Annotated in this window: 17 protein-coding genes; 10 read left to right on the top strand and 7 right to left on the bottom strand. The window is 60.2% G+C overall.

Annotated elements, in window-relative coordinates; all coding sequences use genetic code 11:
- Positions 1-36: 36 nt before the first annotated feature.
- The 3 genes from C1N84_RS14285 to eat form a co-directional block, all read right to left on the bottom strand.
- The gene (locus C1N84_RS14285) at positions 37-969 is read right to left on the bottom strand and encodes a LysR family transcriptional regulator (RefSeq protein ID WP_150361724.1); all 933 of its coding nucleotides are present in this window, start codon (positions 967-969) and stop codon (positions 37-39) included.
- 137 nt (positions 970-1,106) lie between these two features.
- Positions 1,107-2,105: an aldo/keto reductase gene (locus C1N84_RS14280; protein ID WP_264441585.1), complete on the bottom strand. Its 999-nt coding sequence runs from the start codon at positions 2,103-2,105 to the stop codon at positions 1,107-1,109.
- Between the two features lie 209 nt (positions 2,106-2,314).
- Positions 2,315-3,679, bottom strand: coding sequence for an ethanolamine permease (eat, locus tag C1N84_RS14275; RefSeq protein WP_264441584.1), 1,365 nt, complete (start codon positions 3,677-3,679; stop codon positions 2,315-2,317).
- 267 nt (positions 3,680-3,946) lie between these two features.
- On the opposite strand from eat, the gene C1N84_RS14270 reads away from it, so the two are divergent.
- Positions 3,947-4,951 (top strand): phosphotransferase enzyme family protein, encoded by a 1,005-nt coding sequence (locus C1N84_RS14270; RefSeq protein ID WP_058775209.1) that lies wholly within the window; start codon positions 3,947-3,949, stop codon positions 4,949-4,951.
- Positions 4,952-5,007: 56 nt separating this feature from the next.
- Here the strand turns inward: C1N84_RS14270 and C1N84_RS14265 are convergent, their stop codons facing one another.
- Positions 5,008-5,148: a hypothetical protein gene (locus tag C1N84_RS14265; RefSeq protein WP_264441582.1), complete on the bottom strand. Its 141-nt coding sequence runs from the start codon at positions 5,146-5,148 to the stop codon at positions 5,008-5,010.
- A 32-nt stretch (positions 5,149-5,180) separates the two neighbouring features.
- Between C1N84_RS14265 and C1N84_RS14260 the strand changes: the two genes are divergently transcribed.
- Positions 5,181-6,320 carry an AraC-like transcriptional regulator QhpR gene (locus tag C1N84_RS14260; RefSeq protein ID WP_058757980.1) on the top strand — a complete coding sequence of 380 codons (1,140 nt, stop codon included), beginning with the start codon at positions 5,181-5,183 and terminating at the stop codon, positions 6,318-6,320.
- Here the strand turns inward: C1N84_RS14260 and C1N84_RS14255 are convergent.
- Complete coding sequence (locus tag C1N84_RS14255) at positions 6,202-6,582, bottom strand: cell envelope integrity TolA C-terminal domain-containing protein (RefSeq protein ID WP_242868557.1); 381 nt, start codon at positions 6,580-6,582, stop codon at positions 6,202-6,204. The genes C1N84_RS14260 and C1N84_RS14255 overlap by 119 nt on opposite strands.
- Positions 6,583-6,782: 200 nt before the next feature.
- On the opposite strand from C1N84_RS14255, the gene C1N84_RS14250 reads away from it, so the two are divergent.
- From C1N84_RS14250 to C1N84_RS14240, 3 genes are read left to right on the top strand one after another with little or no spacing between them, the layout of a single operon-like run.
- Positions 6,783-7,460: a CsgG/HfaB family protein gene (locus C1N84_RS14250; protein WP_021507138.1), complete on the top strand. Its 678-nt coding sequence runs from the start codon at positions 6,783-6,785 to the stop codon at positions 7,458-7,460.
- 11 nt (positions 7,461-7,471) lie between these two features.
- Complete coding sequence (locus tag C1N84_RS14245; protein WP_021507139.1) at positions 7,472-7,828, top strand: DUF4810 domain-containing protein; 357 nt, start codon at positions 7,472-7,474, stop codon at positions 7,826-7,828.
- Positions 7,825-8,481, top strand: coding sequence for a DUF799 domain-containing protein (locus tag C1N84_RS14240; protein ID WP_021507140.1), 657 nt, complete (start codon positions 7,825-7,827; stop codon positions 8,479-8,481). Before C1N84_RS14245 ends, C1N84_RS14240 begins: the two co-directional genes overlap by 4 nt.
- Positions 8,482-8,526: 45 nt before the next feature.
- Here C1N84_RS14240 and C1N84_RS14235 read toward each other — a convergent pair whose 3' ends face one another.
- Together C1N84_RS14235 and sbcD are read right to left on the bottom strand one after the other, a co-directional pair.
- Positions 8,527-12,204, bottom strand: coding sequence for an AAA family ATPase (locus C1N84_RS14235; RefSeq protein WP_394541647.1), 3,678 nt, complete (start codon positions 12,202-12,204; stop codon positions 8,527-8,529).
- A complete protein-coding gene (gene sbcD / locus C1N84_RS14230; RefSeq protein WP_264441580.1) occupies positions 12,201-13,418 on the bottom strand; it encodes an exonuclease subunit SbcD in 1,218 nt (405 codons plus the stop codon). The genes C1N84_RS14235 and sbcD overlap by 4 nt, the downstream gene beginning before the upstream one ends.
- A 197-nt stretch (positions 13,419-13,615) precedes the next feature.
- On the opposite strand from sbcD, the gene phoB reads away from it, so the two are divergent.
- From phoB to brnQ, 5 genes are all read left to right on the top strand, one after another.
- The gene (gene phoB / locus C1N84_RS14225) at positions 13,616-14,305 is read left to right on the top strand and encodes a phosphate response regulator transcription factor PhoB (RefSeq protein ID WP_021507143.1); all 690 of its coding nucleotides are present in this window, start codon (positions 13,616-13,618) and stop codon (positions 14,303-14,305) included.
- A 15-nt stretch (positions 14,306-14,320) separates the two neighbouring features.
- Entirely contained in the window at positions 14,321-15,634 is a 1,314-nt protein-coding gene (gene phoR / locus C1N84_RS14220) for a phosphate regulon sensor histidine kinase PhoR (protein WP_058757977.1), read from the top strand.
- Between the two features lie 18 nt (positions 15,635-15,652).
- Positions 15,653-16,579: a PstS family phosphate ABC transporter substrate-binding protein gene (locus C1N84_RS14215; RefSeq protein ID WP_264441579.1), complete on the top strand. Its 927-nt coding sequence runs from the start codon at positions 15,653-15,655 to the stop codon at positions 16,577-16,579.
- Between the two features lie 165 nt (positions 16,580-16,744).
- A complete protein-coding gene (locus C1N84_RS14210) occupies positions 16,745-17,851 on the top strand; it encodes a cobalamin-independent methionine synthase II family protein (protein ID WP_222985680.1) in 1,107 nt (368 codons plus the stop codon).
- A gap of 402 nt (positions 17,852-18,253) precedes the next feature.
- Positions 18,254-19,573, top strand: a complete 1,320-nt coding sequence (brnQ, locus tag C1N84_RS14205) for a branched-chain amino acid transport system II carrier protein (RefSeq protein ID WP_088516226.1) — start codon at positions 18,254-18,256, stop codon at positions 19,571-19,573.
- Positions 19,574-19,630 lie beyond the last annotated feature (57 nt).

Genomic DNA, 19,630 nt, shown 5'->3' with positions numbered 1-19,630 from the left:
AACCCCTCTTCCAGCGGAAGAGGGGGCCGAAGCGGGTCAGTGTTGGCTTAACTGACCGGCGTGACACACGATATCGTGCGCATGCAGCACGGCTGGCCGGTTTTCATTCAGTCTGATGGCGGCATAAATATCGATATGCAGTTTTTGCGCTTCATCGTCAGCCAGTGCGCGATAACACAATCCTTCCTGATGAAAGGTACATTTCGACTGCGGCATCAGGGCAAAGCCTTTTCCTCGGGCAATGTGTGTCAGCATAACCAGTGAATCATCGGGCTCTTTAACTCTTTTAAGCGGGGTGTGGAGCTGTGAAAACAAGCGTTCACATTTATCGTAGAATGACGGATTGGCGCTTCTGGCAAACCAGAACAGCGGTAAATCACCGATCGCTTCCAGCGAGACTTTTTCTTTCAGGCTAGCCGGATGTCTGGCCGGCATTGCTACCAGCAAAGGCTCACGACCGATCCACTGGTACTGAACGGTATCTTCGTGGCCGGTTGCCCTTTCGCCCGTCAGTACCAGGTCCAGGCGGTTTTTTGCCAGACACTGCAGCAACTGCGCAGACGTCAGATCGGGCGTTTCCACATCGTCGGCGGCGTCCAGTTTCAGCAGTTGCTGGTGAATGGGCGCAATCAGTGCAAAATTCAGCGTGCGGGTGAGGCCGATACGCAGGCGCTTTTCTGAAGAAAGCGAGCCAGGCTTGAGTTCATTCAGCGCCTGAAGGATCTTCTCCGCTTTGATTACCAGCGCCCGGCCAGCGTCCGTCAGACTGACGTCATGGGTGCTGCGGCTAAACAACGGCTGCTCCAGCACGGCTTCAAGGCGCTTAATCTGTCGGGTTAGCGGAGGCTGAGTCATTCTGAGCCGTTCGGCGGCCCGGCGAAAGTTCAGCTCGTGCGCAACCGCAAGAAAGCATTGAAGCTGTTTCACACTGGGGAGATGGTTGCTGATAAGGTGCTCTGCCGTCGCCATAGAGTCCATCCGGGTAATCAAAGACGTTATTCTACCCCGCTAAAGATCAGCAGGATATGGGGGTAATCGGTCTGGTCGCGCAGCAGGCTGGCGGCGCGACGTCAGAAAAAATAACCGGGCGTTACCCGGTTATGGCTTCAGGCATTAATGCTTTTCATCCCTTCCTGAGAATAGCGCTCGCCCTTTATCTCAATATGCTGGTGGATAGCGTTCAGTAAGGCGATATCTGCCTGTTCCAGCACGATATCGGCGGCCTGCGCATTTTCCGCCAGATAGCGGGTCTGTTTCGTTCCCGGAATGGGGATCAGCTTGTCGTACTGCGCCAGTAGCCAGGCCAGCGCAATCTGCCCCGGCGTGCAGCTGTACTTTTCAGCAAGCGGGTGCACCGCGTCAAGAAGCTGGGCGTTATGGTCGAGGCTGGATTGACTAAAGCGCGCATTATTTTTGCGGAAATCACCCTCAGCGAAGTCGCTGTTATAACGATACTTTCCGGTCAGAAACCCTCTGCCCAGCGGAGAGTAGGGAACTAAACCTATACCCAGCTCTTTCACCACCGGCAGAATCTCAGCTTCGATATCGCGCGTCCACAGTGAATATTCGGTTTGCAGGGCGGCGATCGGGTGGACGGCATGGGCCCGGCGCAGGGTTGAAGCAGAAACTTCACACAGGCCAATGTGGTTGATCTTACCCGCTTTAACGAGGCGGCTCAGGCATTCCATGCTCTCTTCAATCGGCGTAACCTGGCTCACGCGGTGAAGATAGAACAGATCGATGCGCTCAACGCCAAGCCTTTTAAGCGATTCATTACAGCAGCGGGTGATGTAGTCAGGTTGGTTGTTAATCGTCCGGGCATAAGCCTGGTCCGCAGGGCGATCGATACCGCACTTGGTGGCAATTTTAAACTGCTCACGCGTGGTGTTATCCAGACCGGCAAGAAAGTGGCCAATCAGCCGCTCATTATGGCCCCGCCCGTACATATCCGCGGTGTCGATAAACGTGATATTCAGGTCGATAAGCGTGTGTAACAGCTGCAGTGAAGCGGTGTCGTCTGTCTGACCATAAAATTCGCTCAGTCCCATGGCACCATAGCCGATCGAACTGACAGTCAGGGTTTGCGATAAATGTCGGGTGTGCATAGTGGCTCCTTTTGTGTTTTTTTTGATTGTTGCACCCCGATTACGCGTAATGAATTGTCATTTTCGTCATGCAAAAAAGGTATCACAGCAGCAAGACCGGAGCGGTGCTGTGGTGGGATGGATTTATCGCGTGGGGCAGAAAGAGACGGGTACTCAAAGAGCTCTGTGTACCCGTCTCCGTTGCCTGAAGGGCAGGGGCAATGCGTTTGTTACTCGCCAACCAGCATGGAGTCCTGCGGTGCGCGCTCGCGCTGGGCTTTGGTGGCGAGGAAGTAAAGGTAGCCGAGCACCATGATCGCCACAAACAATCCGCCGATTACCGGGTTAAACCACAGCATCGCCACCAGACACACCAGCGACAGCACCAGTGCGATGCCCGGAACCAGCGGATAGCCCGGCGCACGGAAGCTGCGCTCCAGGTCCGGTGCGCTGCGGCGCAGCTTAAACAGGCTCAGCATACTCATCAGGTACATCACAATCGCGCCGAACACCGCCATGGTGATCATCGCGGCCGTCAGCGTCATGCCCTGCAGGTTGATCAGTCCGTCGCTGTAAATGGCGGCGATACCGATGATACCGCCGGCGATGATGGCGCGGTGCGGCGTCTGGAAGCGCGACAGCTTCGCCAGGCTGGGCGGCAGATAGCCCGCGCGCGCCAGGGCAAAGAACTGACGCGAGTAGCCAAGGATGATGCCGTGGAAACTGGCAACCAGGCCAAACAGGCCGATCCACACCAGCATGTGCATCCAGTTAGAGTGCTCGCCGACGATCATCTTCATCGCCTGCGGCAGCGGATCGTTGATGTCCGACAGCTTGCGCCAGTCGCCCGCGCCGCCGGCCAGCAGCATTACGCCAATCGCCAGCACCACCAGAGTAAGAATGCCGCTGATGTAGGCTTTCGGGATGGTGCGTTTGGGGTCTTTGGCCTCTTCGGCCGCCATCGCCGCGCCTTCAATGGCGAGGAAAAACCAGATAGCGAACGGGATGGCGGCAAAGATGCCGGACAGCGCTGGCATGCCAAAATGATCGCTGCCAGCCCAGCCGTTGGCGGCGAAGTTAGCGACGCTGAAACCCGGCGATACCACACCCATGAACACCAGCAGCTCCAGCACCGCCAGCACCGTTACCACCAGTTCGAACATCGCGGCCAGCTTCACGCCGAGAATATTCAGTGCCATAAACAACAGATAAGCCCCGACCGCCGCCGTTTTGGGGTTGAGATCGGGATACTGCACGTTGAGGTAGGCGCCAATCGCCATGGCGATGGCCGGCGGGGCGAACACGAACTCAATCAGCGTCGCCAGACCGGCAATCAGACCACCGGTTTCGCCAAATGCCCGACGGCTGTAAGCGAACGGCCCGCCAGCGTGCGGAATCGCCGTGGTCAGTTCGGTAAAGCTAAAAATAAAGCAGGTATAAAGCGTGGCGATCAGCGCGGTGGTGATCAGGAATCCCAGCGTCCCGGCCACGCCCCAGCCATAGCTCCAGCCGAAATACTCACCGGAAATCACCAGTCCAACCGCAATACCCCATAAATGCAGGGTGCCCAGCGTGGGTTTTAGTTTGCCTGTCATCTTCATCTCCCCGTCATGCTTGTTGTGCGGCGTTGGCACCGCGCTATTGTGGGTTTGCGCTACAGTGAAGGGATAATGCCGCTGCCCGGGACGGGAAAACTTGACGCCGGCGCAGTGAGTTTTGTCCTCTGCGGTCAACTCGCTGCCAGAAAAAGCGCGGGCTGTACGCTGCGGTCAACTTTTGCTGTTCTGCGGTCAGGCAGTCAGGACGACCTCATCCCATGCTGATAACACTGGTTTATAGAGACTGATGCTGGAGAGTGATGAATGAGCGCCAAACAAGCCGAATCCCTGACCGATGCCGAGATCACCCTGCTGGCGCAACGTGCGCTGGCCTGCTATCCCGCCGCGCTGCACGGTGAGCTGCAATTGCTGTGCCGTTCGGAGAACGCCACCTTTTTGCTGCGTGCTGGCGGCAAACGCTACGCGCTGCGCCTGCACCGGCCGGATTACCACAGCAAAGCGGATATTCTCAGTGAACTGATGTGGCTCGATGCGCTGCGCGAGACCGGCATCATGGTGCCGCAGGCGATTCCGGCGCGCGACGGTGAAAGCGTACTGACGCTGACGCTGGCGGACGGCAGCTCGCGTCATGCGGTGCTGTTCCACTGGATTGACGGCGAGATGCCGACCACCGACGTCGATCCCAAAGCCTTTCAGCAGCTCGGGACCATCACCGCGCGCCTGCATCAGCACAGCCGCAGCTGGCAGAAACCCGAAGGTTTTCAGCGTATTATCTGGGATCATCACACCATGGTCAGCGAGCACAGCCACTGGGGGCGCTGGCAGGATGCGCCCCATCTTGATCCGGCCGATCACGGCATTATCGCAGCGGCGGTGGAGCGCGCCGGGCAGGCGCTGGCGGAATTTGGTAAAGAGCGCGATCGCTACGGCCTGATCCACGCCGATCTGCGTCTGACCAATCTGCTGCTGCACAAAGGCGAAACCCGGGTGATCGACTTCGACGACTGCGGCATGGGCTGGTATCTGCACGATCTGGCGGCCGCGATCAGTTTCGTCGAGCACCATCCGCGTGCGGCGGAGTGGGTGGATAACTGGATCCTCGGCTATGAACGCGTGGCGCACATCAGTGATGCTGAGATGGCGCTGGTGCCGACGCTGCTGATTCAGCGTCGTATCCAGATGACGGCGTGGATGGGCACGCACGCCGATACCGAGATGGCGCTCAGCCTCGGGCCGCACTGGGCCAGCCATTCGGTGCGGCTGTGCCGTCGCTATCTTGAGAGCAGCCAGCTGCCGGTAGGCGCGTGACCTGCACCAGCAGAGGGCAGCGGCGCGCGCTGATGGCGTAATCTGGTGCCTGCGCATCAAGCGCGCCAGCCGTGACAGGCGCGCTGCCAGGCACGCAGATCGCCGCCGGGAGCGCGCCAGCGGCGGCCAGGCGGTGCATTGCCTTGCACCGCGCGCCGTCGGGTGACGCTGGTATGAAAATTGCTGGATCCCTTCATTCTGTTATCCGCGCGATCCCTGAGAGGTTCCCATGCAATCACTCATCTCTGCTGCAGATGCCTTCAGCGCGTTTGCCACACCCGCCAGCAACCGTGGCGTTCTGGCCGCGGCGGCGACCGGTCTGAGCGCCTTCATTACGGATAAAGGCGGCGATGTCGATCGCATCTTTGGCATCAGCGGTATCGATTCCGAACTGCTGGCCAGCCCGACACTGAGCCTCGGGCTGGTGAACTATTGCCGCGTGATGGAAGAAGCGGCGCGCCACTCCGGCTTTGATAACTTCGGTTTGCATTACGGCAGGCAGTTCAAACCGCAGTCATTAGGGTTAATTGGCTACATCGGACTGTGCTCGCCGACGCTGGAGCAGGCGCTGCACAATGTGGTGAACGCGTTTCCCTGGCACCAGCACGATACGCTGACGCGGCTGGTGGACAAGGGCGACTGCTGGCGGCTCGATTATCAGGTGCGCCACGGAGCGATCCTGGCACGCCGTCAGGATGCGGAGCTGACGCTCGGCATGTTCCTCAACCTGATTCGCCACGTGGCGGGCAAAAACTGGGCGCCGCGCGAGGTGCACTTTGAACATCCGCGTCCGGAGCAGTGGCACGAGCACTGCAAAGTGTTTGATGCGCCGGTCTGGTTCGATCAGCCGTTTAACTCACTGCTGATCGCGAAACGCGACCTGCAGCGCGCCATGCCGGAGCAGGATGCGATGCTGCTGATGGTGATGCAGGATGCCATTCGCCGCCTCAACAGCAGCGCCAGCGTGCAGAGCGTGGTCGAACAGGCGCGTTCACAGGTCAGCCTGACGCTCATTCAGGGCGAACCGGTACTGGAGGAGATCGCCGGCAAAATGGGGTTGTCGAGCTGGTCGCTGCAGCGACGCCTGCGCGAAGAGGGCATCAGCTTTAGCGCGCTGGTGGATAAGGTGCGTTGCGAAATGGCCACGCACTACCTGCAGCAAAGACAGTTGCCCATCTCGGAGATGGCGCTGCTGCTCGGCTATTCTGAGGTCAGCGCGTTTTCCCGCGCCTTCCGCCGCTGGTTCGGCATCAGCCCGCGCCAGTGGCGCCAGGATGGGCTGGTGAGTCAGGCCGGTGCGGCGCAAAGCCAAACCACGCTGGCTGGTCGCGCTGCGGCGGAGGCGGTAAGCCGCGCGACTGACCAATAAGCTGCCACGCGCGCAAACACAGCGCTTCGTCGCCCTGGGTTTGCGTCACCGCGTAGCGCCCACTGTTCTGCCACTCCAGGCGCACCCAGCACTGCTGTCCGGCATAGCGCGCCGCATCGTGAAACTTTTTATTGAGCTGCTGCTGCAGTGCTTCACTCCAGTGGCAGGCGGCGCTGTCAGCATCGCCCTGCGGCTGGCACTGATTGGCCAGGCTGGGGGCTGGCGCGGACACCTGCTGGCAGGCGCTGAGCCCCACCATCATTACTAACCCACCTGATAGTCTCGCTAATCGATTAATTAAATTCATTAATAAGCCTGCATTTTCGCTAAAGATTCCTGGCGCTGCTGCCGACAGTCTACAGACCGCAGCAGGGAATGCTATGGCATTACTCTGACTGTCGGCATAACCAGAATTTGCCGCCTGGTGGCGGTGTTATCCCTTCCTTTATTCATGGACCAGAAATGCAGAAGAAATATGCCTTTGCGGCACTCTCCTTGTTAAGCGCCGCGCTGCTCAGTGGCTGTGCCACCGAGTCGTCGCGCGCCATCGACGCGCCTCAGGTTCGCGCCGCAAGCCAGCCGGCTTATCAGGGCGTGCGCAGCCCAATCGCGGTGGGACAGTTTGATAACCGTTCGTCATACATGAATGGGATTTTCTCAGACGGCGTTGATCGTCTGGGTAACCAATCCAAAACCATTCTGATTACGCATCTGCAGCAGACCAATCGCTTCAACGTGCTGGATCGCAGCAACCTGAAAGAGTTGCAGCAGGAAGCCGACTTCAAACACAGCCAGCAGAATATCAAGGGCGCTAACTACATCATCACCGGTGACATCACCGAGTTCGGGCGCAAAGAAGTGGGCGACCAGCAGCTGTGGGGCATCCTCGGGCGCGGTAAAAGCCAGATCGCTTACGCCAAAGTGAACCTGAATGTGGTGGATGTGACCACTTCAGAAGTGGTGTACAGCGTGCAGGGCGCGGGTGAATACCAGCTGTCAGCGCGTGAGGTGATCGGCTTTGGCGGTACCGCCAGCTATGACTCTACCCTGAACGGCAAAGTGATGGATCTGGCGATCCGTGAAGCGGTCGACCACCTGGTGGATGGCATCAATAACGGCGCATGGCGCCCGGTGAAATAAGGATATTGACGATGAAATTACTGCAACTGAGCGCCGCGCTGATCGCGGCAGGCGTGCTGGCCGGCTGTGCGCCAAAAGGACCGGAGCCGATCTACTACTGGGGTGATTACCAGCAGCAGGTCTACAGCTATTACCAGAAAGACAGCGATCCGCAGAAGCAGATTGATGCGCTGAATCTGGATATCGAAAAGGCCAAAGCGGTGAACAAGCCGGTGGCACCCGGTCTGCACGCTCAGCTGGGCCTGCTGTACGCCAAAAACGGCAATACGGATAAAGCTTTCAGCCAGTTCGCCCTCGAGAAGCAGCTGTTTCCGGAATCGGCCCCGTACATGGACTTTCTGATGAAGAAAAAAGGAGTGAACCAATGAAAAAACTGATTGCCGTGTGCGGCGTATTCGCGGCGCTGCTGCTGACCGGCTGTGCCCAGAATAAGAAACCGTATGACTACAGCGCCTTCCGTGCCAGTAAGCCGGCGTCAATTCTGGTGCTGCCTGCCGATAACCGTGCGCCGGATATCAACGCGTCGCACAGCTTCACCTCGCTGGTGACCCAGCCGCTGGCGGAAGCGGGTTACTACGTGTTCCCGGTGGCGGTGGTGGAAGAGACCTTCCAGCAAAACGGCCTGAGCAACGGGCATGAAATTCAGGCGGTGAGCACGAAGCGCTTGCATGACATCTTCAACGCAGACAGCGCACTGTACATTTCGATTACCGATTATGGCAGCAGCTATCTGGTGGTTGATTCGGTGACCACGGTCTCGGCCACTGCCCGTCTGGTCGATCTGCGCAGCGGTAAAGAGCTGTGGCAGGGCATGGCCACCGCCAATGATTCTGAGAACAGCAACAACAGCAACGGCGGCATCATTGGCATGCTGGTGTCGGCGGCGATCAAACAGATTGCCAGCAACGCGGGCGACAAAGCGCACACCATTGCGGGTGTCACCAGCGCACGTCTGTTAGCGCAGAACGAGCAGGGTGGTCTGCTGGCCGGCCCGCGCTACAAAGCGCCGGTTACGCGTTAATCTACCTGGCACGGCGATCAGCTGATCGCCGCGCCACTTCACGCATCACTCGCCCGGCAGCTCCAGTTTACTGTAGCCGAGCCCGTTCATTTTACGCACCCGGATCTGCACCGGGATGCGCTCTTTCATCGCTTCCACATGACTGATCACACCGATGGTTTTCCCGCTGGCGTTGAGCGCATCGAGCGCATCCAGCGCGGTGTCCAGCGTTTCGGCATCCAGCGTGCCGAAGCCTTCGTCGAGAAACAGTGATTCAATGCGCGTTTTATGGCTGACCAAATCGGACAGCGCCAGCGCCAGCGCAAGGCTGACGAGGAAGCTCTCGCCGCCGGACAGCGTACGCGTGTCGCGCGTGGCATCGGCCTGCCAGGTATCCACCACTTCCAGCTCCAGCTCATCGCTGACGCGGCGCTGCAATAAATAGCGGCCGTGCAGGCGATCGAGCTGGCGGTTTGCCAGCCACACCAGATGATCGAGGGTTAAGCCCTGAGCAAAGCGGCGGAACTTGTCGCCTTTGGCCGACCCGATCAGATCGTTGAGGCGGCTCAGCTGTGCCAGTTCCGCTTCGTCAGCGGCGATCTGCGCCAGCAGCGTTTGCTGCTGCTGACGCTGCTGCGCATCGCTGTGCAACTGCTGCTGCGCTTCGCCCTGCTGGCGTGCATTGTCACGCAGCGCCACGCGCAGCTGCTCCAGCCGGGCGGCGATGGAGTCTGCATCGGCATCGCTGAGTGCGGCCGGGCGCTGCTGCTGGTGATCGCTCAGCCGCTGCGCCAGTCTGGCATGCAGCGCGGTGTGCTGCTGATGCTGCTGCTCCAGCGTTTGCAGCCGCTGGCGCAGCGTCTGCACCTCATCTTCCGCCAGCAGCGCGGCGCGCAGGGCGCTTTCGTCAGCGAAATCACTGAGCAGCAATGCCTGCCGGAAGGCGTTTTCAGCGTCCGCTGCGCGCTGCGCCAGCGTCTGCTGCTGGCTGACAATCTGTTCATACTGACCTTTCAGGCCGTGCAGCTCGCTTTGCGCCTGCTGCCAGCGCTGCAGCTGTTGCGCCAGCGCCTGGTCATGCTGTTGCAGCGTGGCGTGCTGCTGCTGACGCGCGTCCGCCACGCGCCGGTCGCCAAACAGCTGCTGACGCTGCTGCTGCTGGGCCTGCTGCTGCTGTTGCAGGTGGTTAAGGGCTTGCTGCAGGCTGGCGACCTGCTGCTGTTCACGCGCCAGAGCGTGCTGCAGGCTGCTTCCTTCCGTTTCGCTTTTCGCCAGCTGCGGCTGTAGCTCAGCAAGTAACCGCTCACTTTCCTGCCACTGCTGCCAGCGCTGCTGCAGCGTTTGCAGCCAGCCGGCGCGCTCGGGCGCTGCAGGCAGGCTAAGTTGATGGGCAGCCAGCTGCTGTTCCAGCTGCTGCTGTTGCTGCTGCCATGCCTGCCGTTCACCGCTGACGCGCTGATCGATCTCATCCCGCTGCTGCCGGGCGCTGGCCAGCTGCTGCTGTGCCAGCTGTTGCTGCTGCTGATGTTGCTGCCAGCGCTGCTGCTGTTGCAGATGCGCGTCTTTGGCCTGCTGCAACGTGACGGCCGCCTGTTCACGCGCCTGCAACTGCTGCTGCTGGCGGGCTTCGAGCGCGTCCTGCTGCTGCTGCCAGGCGCTGAATTCTGCGTGCTGTTCAGCGCTGAAGGTAAGCGCCAGCTCACCGCACAGCGCCTGCCAGCGCTCGCGGGTGGCGGCGATCTGCTGGTCGAGGTCGGCGATTTCCTGTTGCAGCGCCTGCTGTTGCTGCTGCGACAGTTTGAGCTGCTCGCCCCGCGCGGTGCCGGCTTCCCTGAGCTGCGCCACGTGCGTTTCCAGCGCCGCCTGCCGCTGCTGATTTTCATCCGGCTGTAACTGCTGATAGCGGTCGATGGCCGGATGCTGGCAGGAGCCGCACAGCGGGCAGGGCTGTTCCGGCTGCAGCTTCGCCCGCTCGTCGGCCAGCTGAATAATCGTGCGCTCCAGCTCGCACAGGCGACGCACGTCCAGCAGCGTCTGATGCTCGCGCTTGTACTCCTCGCGCAGCTGCTGCAATGCCAGCGCTTCCTGCTCAGCATGCTGCTGTAACTGCTGCAGCTTAAGCTGGCGCTGCTGGCGCTGCGGCTGGAGCGTTTGCCACTGTGCCGCCAGCAGGCTGAGCTGCTGACGTACGCCGCGCTGCTGCTGATGCTGCGCCAGCGCCGTCCGCAGCGCCGGGCTGGCGATCTCTGCTTCCAGCGAAGTAAGCACCTGCTCCGCCTGCTGGCGCTGCTGCTGTGCCGCGGCTTCCGCCTGTTGCAGCGGCTGTGCCGCCTGTTCGCGCGCCTGCAGCGCCTGCTGCTGCTGTTCGAGCTGACTATGCAGTTGTTGCTGCTGCGCGCTGAGCTGCGTCAGCGTTTGCTCACGCTCTTCAAGCCGGGCGAGTTCGGCCTGCCAGCGCGCCAGTTCGCCGCCCCAGCGGGCGACAGCGGCTTCACTCAGGCGAAACGCCTGCTGCTGCGCCAGCTGCTGTTGTAAGCGTTCACTTGCCTGCTGATGCTGATCCAGCGCCTGCTGGCTGAGTAACAGCGTTTTTTGCTGTTCGCTCAGCAGCGCCTGCTGCTGCTCAAGCTGCTGTGCACGGCTGGCGATCTGCTGATCGAGCGGGATCACCTGTTCGCTCAGCAGCGTCTCCAGCTGTTGCTGTTCGGCCAGCGCACGTTCACGCGCCTGCTGTGCTGCCTGATAGTGGCTTTCACCCTGCTGCAGCGCCGCTTGCGCCTGTTGCTGTTGCTGCTGTAACTGCTGCGCCTGCTGGTTCAGTGTCTGCTGGTCGCGCTGCAGCTGTTCGCGCTGCTGCAGTTTGTCGCGCAGCTTCTCCGCCGGTTCAGCACGCGCCAGCCGCTGGCGATCGCCTTCCGCCTGCTGCCAGGCCGTGGCGGCAGCCTGCAACGCCTGCTGCGCCTGCTGTTGCTCCGCGTTGAGCTGCTGCTGCTGCGTCAGCCACTGCTGCTGCTGCTGGGCCTGCGCCAGCTGCTCGCTCAGATCCTGTTCGGTGCGGGTCAGCTGCTCCAGCTGCTGCGCCAGTTCGGCGCGGCGGGCGTCGTCGAGCAACTGCACCGCACCGGCGCGGGCGCGCAGCGTGTCGAGTGCCGCGCGCGCCGTGCGCCAGCGCTCGTAGATCTGCATCGAGATGTGGCCGTAGATTTCGGTGCCGGTCAGCTCCTCCAGCAGCTCGGCGCGCTCGCCGGGTTTGGCATTGAGGAAGGCGGCAAACTGCCCCTGCGACAGCATCATAGAACGGGTGAAGCGGGCAAAATCGAGACCGGACAAGGTTTCGATGGCTTTGAGCTTGTCACCGACTTTATCGGCGACGATCTGGTTGTCCGCCACGCGCGCCAGTTCGACACGCGGCGCCTGCAGTTTACCTTCCGCCAGGCCGCGCGCGCGGTTCTGGCTCCAGAAGGCGCGCCAGGCTTCACCTTTGATCTCAAACTCCACTTCGGCGAGGCACTCAGCGGTGTCACGCGTCATCAGCTGATTTTCGCTCTGCGACAGGCCACCAAGGCGCGGCGTCTGGTGATAGAGCGCCAGACAGATGGCATCCAGCAGCGTGGTTTTACCCGCGCCGGTGGCGCCGGTGATGGCGAACAGCCCGTTGCTGGCAAACGGCTCGCGGCGGAAATCGATAAACCACTCGCCGCGCAGCGCGTTGAGGTTTTTAAAACGCAGCGTCAGAATTTTCATGCGCCCGGATCCTCCAGCGTCGCCAGCGTGCTGCGAAACAGCTGCGTTAACTGCGCGCGCTGTTCATCCTCCAGCTGCTCCTCCAGCGCCAGCCGGCGGGCAAATACCTCTTCAACTTTCAGTTCGCCCAGGGTTTCGTTCTCCAGCCGCGCCAGGCTGCGCTGACGCTGATCGCGGCTGCGGCGCACCAGCAGCACCTCAACCGGCAGCGCGTCGGTTAGCTGTTCGATGCGGCGCTGCAGATCGCTCAGGTACTCCTGAGTGGTGATTTCGATATCCAGCCACACCGGCAGATCGCCTTCATAGGTGTGAAACGCGGTCAGTTGCTGTTCGATCTCCGCCATCGCGCCTTTTAACATCTGCATCGGCTGGAATGACGGAATAACCAGCGGTGTGACGGACTCCAGCCGGGTGCTAAATTCCAGCAGGAATACGCTTTTCTCACGTCCCAGCTCATCAAAACTGAGCGCAATCGGCGAACCGCTGTAGCGGATGTGATCGCTGTCGGCGATGCGCTGCGCGCGATGTATATGGCCCAGCGCAATGTAGTCGGCTGGCGGGAAGGCCTGCGCCGGAAAGGCGTCCAGCGTGCCGATGTAGATATCACGCACCGAATCGCTCTTGCTGACGCCCACGGTGGTGAGATGCCCGGTGGCGATGATCGGCAGCGTACTGCCCATGGCTTCGCGCTGCGCCACAGCGGCGGCATAACAGTGCTGATAGTGCTGCTCAATCGCCTGCAGCAGCGACAGCTGCTTATCGCGACCGGACTGACCCGCCTGGCTGCGCAGAATGTCGCGCGGACGCAGATAGGGAATGGCGCACAGCAGCGCGCCCGGCGTGCCGTCGCGCTGTTGCAGCGTCAGCACCTGCTGCTCGCCGCCGGGCGTGGCGCTGGTAATGACGCGGGTATTGAGGCAGGCCAGCAGCTCGCGCGATTCATTCAGCGTGGCGACCGAATCATGGTTGCCGGCCAGCACAATCAGCTGGCAGCCGCTGGGCTGCAGCGCCACCACGAAACGGTTAAACAGTTCGCGTGCGTAGCTGGGCGGCGAACCGGTATCAAACAGGTCGCCAGCGACGATCAGTGCATCCACCTGATGCTGCACAATCGCGGCCAGCAGCCAGTCGAGGAATTGCTGGTGCTCGGCGGCGCGGCTTTTGCTGTAAAAGAACTGACCGATATGCCAGTCAGCGGTGTGAATAATGCGCATGAATGCTCCGTGCCTGCTATCGCAAAGCGGCAGTATAACCGCTTAACAACGCAATGAAAAAAAAGCGAAACCGGTTGTCACAATTGCGCTTTTTATCTGATTATCATGAGGTGGGTTTTTCATAAAAGTGTCACAAAACTGACGCATAATGGCGCCGCAAACCCCCGTGACATGCCGTCACAATCGCAGGAGTAATAATGGCTAAGCGCATTTTGGTTGTGGAAGACGAAGCTCCCATCCGTGAAATGTTATGTTTCGTGCTGGAACAAAACGATTATCAGCCGATTGAGGCTGAGGACTATGACAGCGCGATTGGCAAGCTGATCGAACCCTGGCCCGATCTGATTCTGCTGGACTGGATGTTACCCGGCGGCAGCGGCATTCAGTTCATCAAACATTTAAAGCGTGAAGCCATGACGCGTGATATTCCGGTGATGATGCTGACGGCGCGCGGCGAAGAGGAAGATCGCGTGCGCGGGCTGGAAGTGGGCGCCGATGATTACATCACCAAGCCGTTCTCGCCCAAAGAGCTGATGGCGCGCATTAAAGCCGTGATGCGCCGCATCTCACCGATGGCGGTGGAAGAGGTGATTGAGATGCAGGGGCTGAGCCTCGATCCCTCCTCGCATCGCGTGATGTCCGAAACCACGCCGCTGGAAATGGGACCGACCGAATACAAACTGCTGCACTTCTTTATGACGCATCCGGAGCGCGTATACAGCCGCGAACAACTGCTGAATCACGTGTGGGGCACTAACGTGTATGTGGAAGACCGCACCGTGGATGTGCATATCCGTCGTTTACGTAAAGCACTGGAAGTTTCCGGCCACGATCGCATGGTACAAACCGTTCGCGGAACAGGGTATCGTTTCTCTGCCCGCTACTAAACGGAGTCTTTTACCGTGCTGGAACGACTCTCCTGGAAGAGATTACTGACCGAGCTGGCGCTGGTGTGTCTGCCTGCGCTGGTGCTGGGTCTGCTGGTTGGCTATCTGCCGTGGTGGCTGTTACTGGCCGTGTGCGGCGTGCTGTTCTGGCACTTCAAAAATCTGATGCGGCTGTCGCACTGGCTGTGGATTGATCGTTCAATGACGCCTCCCACCGGGCGCGGCAGCTGGGAACCGCTGTTTTACGGCCTGTATCAAATGCAGTTGCGCAATCGCCGCCGCCGGCGCGAGCTGGGCAATCTGATCAAACGCTTTCGCAGCGGGGCCGAGTCGCTGCCGGACGCGGTGGTGCTCACCACCGAAGAGGGCACCATTTTCTGGTGTAACGGTCTGGCCCAGCAGCATCTCGGGCTGCGCTGGCCGGAAGATAATGGCCAGAATATCCTCAACCTGCTGCGCTACCCTGAATTCTCCCGCTATATCCGCCAGCGCGACTTCAACAAGCCGCTGACGCTGGTGCTGAATAATCAGCATCACATGGAGTTCCGCGTCATGCCTTACAGCGAAGGGCAGTGGCTGATGGTGGCGCGTGACGTCACCCAGATGCACCAGCTGGAAGGGGCGCGGCGTAACTTCTTCGCCAACGTCAGCCATGAACTGCGTACCCCGCTGACAGTGCTGCAGGGCTATCTGGAGATGATGGACGATGCCGGGATGAACGAGCGCACCCGCAGCAAGGCGCTCAATACCATGCAGGAGCAGACGCGACGCATGGACAGCCTGGTGAAGCAGCTGCTGACGCTGTCACGCATCGAAGCGGCTCCCGCCATTGATCTGAAAGAGACGGTGGATGTGCCGACCATGCTGCTGCTGTTACAGCGCGAGGCGGAAACCCTCAGCCAGGGCCGTCACAGCATCCATTTCCATACCGATCCACACCTGAAGGTGTTCGGCAATGATGAACAGCTGCGCAGCGCGATTTCCAATCTGGTGTATAACGCGGTGAACCACACGCCGGATGGCACGCGCATCGACATCAGCTGGCTGCGCACCAAACAGGGCGCCGAATTTAAAGTGTGCGACAACGGGCCCGGCATCAGCGAGGAGCATCTGCCGCGCCTGACCGAACGCTTCTACCGCGTGGATAAAGCGCGCTCGCGCGCCACCGGCGGCAGCGGGCTGGGGCTGGCCATTGTTAAGCACGCGCTCGGCCACCACACCACGCGGCTGGAGATCAGCAGCGTGCCGCATCAGGAAACCTGCTTCCGCTTCGTGCTGCCACCGCGCTTGATTGTGGCGAACGGAATCCGCGAGAATGTGGCGCAGTAAACGCCACCGGACTCTGTGATGAAATCGCTGCTGCTCTCTCTTTTATTACTGTGCCCGCTGCTGGCGACGGCTCAGCAAAGCATGCTGACCGGCAACCTGAGCAGCGTGGGCTCGGACACGCTGGGCTATCTGATGACGCTGTGGGGCGAAGATTTCAGCCGTCAGTCGCCGGGCGTTAACGTGCAGGTGCAGGCGGCGGGATCGTCGACGGCGCCGACCGCGCTGGCCGCAGGGGCCGCTCAGCTTGGCGCCATGAGCCGGCCGATGCAGGTGGATGAGCGTCAGCTGTTTATCGCGCGCTATGGTTATGCACCGCTGGCGGTGCCGGTGGCGATGGATGCGCTGGTGGTGGTGGTTAATCAGGACAATCCGCTGCCGTCCATCAGTCAGCCGCAGCTGGATGCGCTGTTCTCCGTGACCCGGCTGTGCGGCGCACAGCAGGTGCCACAGCGCTGGGGCGATGTTGGCCTGTATACGGCGAACTGGGCAACGCGCAGTATTCAGCGCTTTGGCCGTAACTCCGCTTCCGGCACCTGGGGCTTTTTCAAGCAGCAGGCGCTGTGTCGCGGCGATTTCCGCGCTGACGTCGCGGAGTTTCCCGGCTCGGCGGCGGTGGTGCAGGCGGTCGCCAGCACGCCGAACAGCATCGGCTACGCTAGCTTTGGCTTTCACCTGAGCGGCGTGAAAACCCTGCCGATCGTCACCGCCAGCGGCGACAGCGTTATGCCAGATGCCGAATCGATCCGCAGCGGCCGTTATCCGTGGTCGCGCCCGCTGTATATCTACGTTAACAAGGCACCCGGCAAACCGCTGCCGCCGCTGGTCGCCGCCTTTCTGCAGCAGGTGCTCTCTGCGCAGGGTCAGCGCCGCGTAACGGAGGCCGGCTACCTGCCGCTGTCCGATAGCCAGATCGCGCAGGCGCGCGCGGCGATTGCGCAAAACTAATTCACGCTGACCGATCATGAATTTTTTTCACGTCCCCTGAATTTTCTTCTATTGCCGCCGGCAGGGCGGCATGTCACTCTTATGGACATATAGCCATCCAGATGGCCAAAAATAACCATACGCAATTATACCCTGACGCAATTATGCGCCAGTGCAGGAGTGAATATGCAACGCAACACCGCCCCGTTCCGCGCCGATACCGTCGGCAGTTTTCTGCGTCCCGCTGCCATTAAGCAGGCACGCGAGCAGTTCGCCAGTGGCACCCTCAGCGCCGACCAGCTGCGTCAGGTAGAAGACGATGCGATTCGCCAGGTGGTGGAGCAGCAGCGCGCCAGCGGTCTGCAGGTAGTGACCGACGGTGAATTCCGCCGCGCCTGGTGGCACTTTGATTTCTTTGGCCATCTGCACGGCGTCGAGCTGTTCGAGGCCGATCAGGGCATTCAGTTCAACGGCGTGCAGACCAAAGCGCACGGCGTGAAGGTCACCGGCAAAGTCGCTTTTAACCCGCAGCATCCGATGCTGGACCATTTCCGCTTCCTGCAAAGCGTGGCCGGCGATGCGGTGGCGAAAATGACCATTCCCAGCCCGAGCGTGCTGCACTTCCGCGGCGGCCGTAAAGTGATTGATGCCACGGTGTATCCGGATCTGGAGCAGTACTTCGCCGATCTGGCACAGACTTACAAGGATGCGATCAAGGCATTTTACGACGCTGGCTGCCGCTATCTGCAGCTGGATGACACCGTGTGGGCGTACCTGTGTTCAGGCGATCAGCAGCAGCAAATTCGCGAGCGCGGTGAAGATCCGCAACAGCTGGCGCACATTTATGCGCAGGTACTGAATCGCGCGCTGGAAGATAAACCGGCGGATCTCACCGTCGGCCTGCACGTGTGTCGTGGTAACTTCCGCTCGACCTGGATCTCGGAAGGCGGCTACGAGCCGGTGGCGGAAATTCTGTTTGGCAGCGTGAACATCGACGCGTTTTTCCTCGAGTACGATAATGAGCGCTCCGGTGGCTTTGAGCCGCTGCGTTTCATCAAACCGGGTCATCAGCAGGTGGTATTAGGGCTGATCACCACCAAAACCGGCGAGCTGGAAGACGCTGCACAGGTGAAGGCGCGCCTGCAGGAAGCGGCGCAGTTTGTCAGCCTCGACCAGATTTGCCTCAGCCCGCAGTGTGGCTTTGCGTCAACGGAAGAGGGCAACAGCCTGACCGAAGCGCAGCAGTGGCAGAAGATTCGTCTGGTTGTCGACATCGCACAACAGGTGTGGTGATGCTGTAAAGTTGTGCAAACAGGCGCGTAAAGCGCGCCTTTTGTGCATCCCTGCGGCGGTTTCTGCAAGGAGATCGCCCGCTTTGCAGAAACTTTAAGCAAATCATCTCAGGTGTTTTCCGACTATTTCCTGCTTATCCACTACGTTCTAACGCTTTCCTGTTATATCCTTCTGGTTTTCCGATCCCGTATTGCCTTTCTTCGCTATAAACGTTTTAATTTGCGCCGTTGTCGATTCATCCCTCTGTGAACAGAAGAAAAGCAGTTTAAATCACCTGCGCTGTACCGATTCGGCCCGCATAACGCACTGGTCAAGCCAGTTAAGCCATTGTTTTCGCGCATCCAGGGGACAACACAAACCCAACTTCCACCGCAACATCAGCTACAGGCAGTACAGAAGTTTATGACACATCGTTTAACCTCCAGGGACATCCTGGCGCTGGGCTTCATGACCTTTGCCCTGTTCGTTGGCGCAGGAAACATCATTTTCCCGCCTATGGTCGGTATTCAGTCTGGTGAACATGTCTGGATTGCCGCCTTCGGCTTCCTGATCACCGCGGTTGGTTTACCGGTGATGACCGTGATCGCGCTGGCGCGCGTCGGCGGCGGTATTGATGCGCTCAGCTCACCGATTGGTAAAGCGGCCGGTCTGCTGCTCGCCACCGTGTGCTATCTCGCCGTCGGCCCGCTGTTTGCCACGCCGCGCACCGCGACCGTTTCATTTGAAGTCGGGATTGCACCGCTGACCGGCGACGGCCCGCTGCCGCTGTTTATCTATAGCCTGGTGTACTTCGCGCTGGTGATCGGCATTTCGCTCTATCCGGGCAAGCTGCTGGACACCGTCGGCCACTTCCTCGCGCCGCTGAAAATTGTTGCGCTGACCATTCTGGGCGTCGCGGCGCTGCTTTGGCCGGCTGGCGGCATTTCGCCGGCCACCGCCGACTACCAGCGTGCGGCCTTCTCCAGCGGTTTCGTGAACGGCTATCTGACCATGGATACGCTCGGCGCGCTGGTGTTCGGTATCGTCATCGTTAATGCGGCGCGTTCACGTGGCGTGGAAGACAGCAAACTGCTGACGCGCTATACCATGCTGGCCGGCGTGATCGCCGGTGTTGGCCTGACGCTGGTGTACCTCAGCCTGTTCAAGCTGGGCTCCGGCAGCGGCGCGATTGTCGATCAGAACGCTAACGGCGCCTCGATTCTGCATGCTTACGTGCAGCAGACCTTCGGCGGCATGGGCAGCGTCTTCCTCGCGGCGCTGATTTTCGTCGCCTGTATGGTTACGGCGGTGGGCCTGACCTGCGCCTGCGCAGAATTCTTTGCGCAATATCTGCCGTTGTCGTATAAAGCGCTGGTGTTTATTCTCGGCCTGTTCGCCATGCTGGTGTCGAACCTCGGTCTCAGCCACCTGATTCAGATTTCGATTCCGGTACTGACGGCTATCTATCCGCCGTGCATCGTACTGGTGGTACTGAGCTTTACCCTGAGCTGGTGGAATCGCAGCACGCGCATCATTGCGCCAACCATGCTGATCAGCCTGCTGTTTGGTATCGTCGATGCCATCAAAACCACCAGCTTTAAAGATGCGCTGCCGTTGTTTAGCCAGCATCTGCCGCTGGCCGATCAGGGACTCTCCTGGTTGCCGCCGTCGCTGGCGATGCTGGTGATTGCTGCGGTGGTTGACCGGGTGAAAGGGCGTGAGCAGGTTGCCGTTCACCAGTAAACGACATCGCTGTTAATTCCGACCACGGGCTTGCCCGTGGTTTTTTCATTTCCACAG

The organism is Pantoea sp. SGAir0418, assembly GCF_043529865.1.
Note: the sequence above shows the minus strand (reverse complement) of the source record. Positions and strands in the feature narration are given on the sequence as shown.

Excerpts from the sequence above, each read along its gene's own strand:
- C1N84_RS14285 (WP_150361724.1), bottom strand. The coding sequence starts at position 969 with ATGGCGACGGCAGAGCACCTTATCAGCAACCATCTCCCCAGTGTGAAA.
- C1N84_RS14280 (WP_264441585.1), bottom strand. The coding sequence starts at position 2,105 with ATGCACACCCGACATTTATCGCAAACCCTGACTGTCAGTTCGATCGGC.
- eat (WP_264441584.1), bottom strand. The coding sequence starts at position 3,679 with ATGACAGGCAAACTAAAACCCACGCTGGGCACCCTGCATTTATGGGGT.
- C1N84_RS14270 (WP_058775209.1), top strand. The coding sequence starts at position 3,947 with ATGAGCGCCAAACAAGCCGAATCCCTGACCGATGCCGAGATCACCCTG.
- C1N84_RS14265 (WP_264441582.1), bottom strand. The coding sequence starts at position 5,148 with ATGAAGGGATCCAGCAATTTTCATACCAGCGTCACCCGACGGCGCGCG.
- C1N84_RS14260 (WP_058757980.1), top strand. The coding sequence starts at position 5,181 with ATGCAATCACTCATCTCTGCTGCAGATGCCTTCAGCGCGTTTGCCACA.
- C1N84_RS14255 (WP_242868557.1), bottom strand. The coding sequence starts at position 6,582 with ATGATGGTGGGGCTCAGCGCCTGCCAGCAGGTGTCCGCGCCAGCCCCC.
- C1N84_RS14250 (WP_021507138.1), top strand. The coding sequence starts at position 6,783 with ATGCAGAAGAAATATGCCTTTGCGGCACTCTCCTTGTTAAGCGCCGCG.
- C1N84_RS14245 (WP_021507139.1), top strand. The coding sequence starts at position 7,472 with ATGAAATTACTGCAACTGAGCGCCGCGCTGATCGCGGCAGGCGTGCTG.
- C1N84_RS14240 (WP_021507140.1), top strand. The coding sequence starts at position 7,825 with ATGAAAAAACTGATTGCCGTGTGCGGCGTATTCGCGGCGCTGCTGCTG.
- C1N84_RS14235 (WP_394541647.1), bottom strand. The coding sequence starts at position 12,204 with ATGAAAATTCTGACGCTGCGTTTTAAAAACCTCAACGCGCTGCGCGGC.
- sbcD (WP_264441580.1), bottom strand. The coding sequence starts at position 13,418 with ATGCGCATTATTCACACCGCTGACTGGCATATCGGTCAGTTCTTTTAC.
- phoB (WP_021507143.1), top strand. The coding sequence starts at position 13,616 with ATGGCTAAGCGCATTTTGGTTGTGGAAGACGAAGCTCCCATCCGTGAA.
- C1N84_RS14215 (WP_264441579.1), top strand. The coding sequence starts at position 15,653 with ATGAAATCGCTGCTGCTCTCTCTTTTATTACTGTGCCCGCTGCTGGCG.
- C1N84_RS14210 (WP_222985680.1), top strand. The coding sequence starts at position 16,745 with ATGCAACGCAACACCGCCCCGTTCCGCGCCGATACCGTCGGCAGTTTT.
- brnQ (WP_088516226.1), top strand. The coding sequence starts at position 18,254 with ATGACACATCGTTTAACCTCCAGGGACATCCTGGCGCTGGGCTTCATG.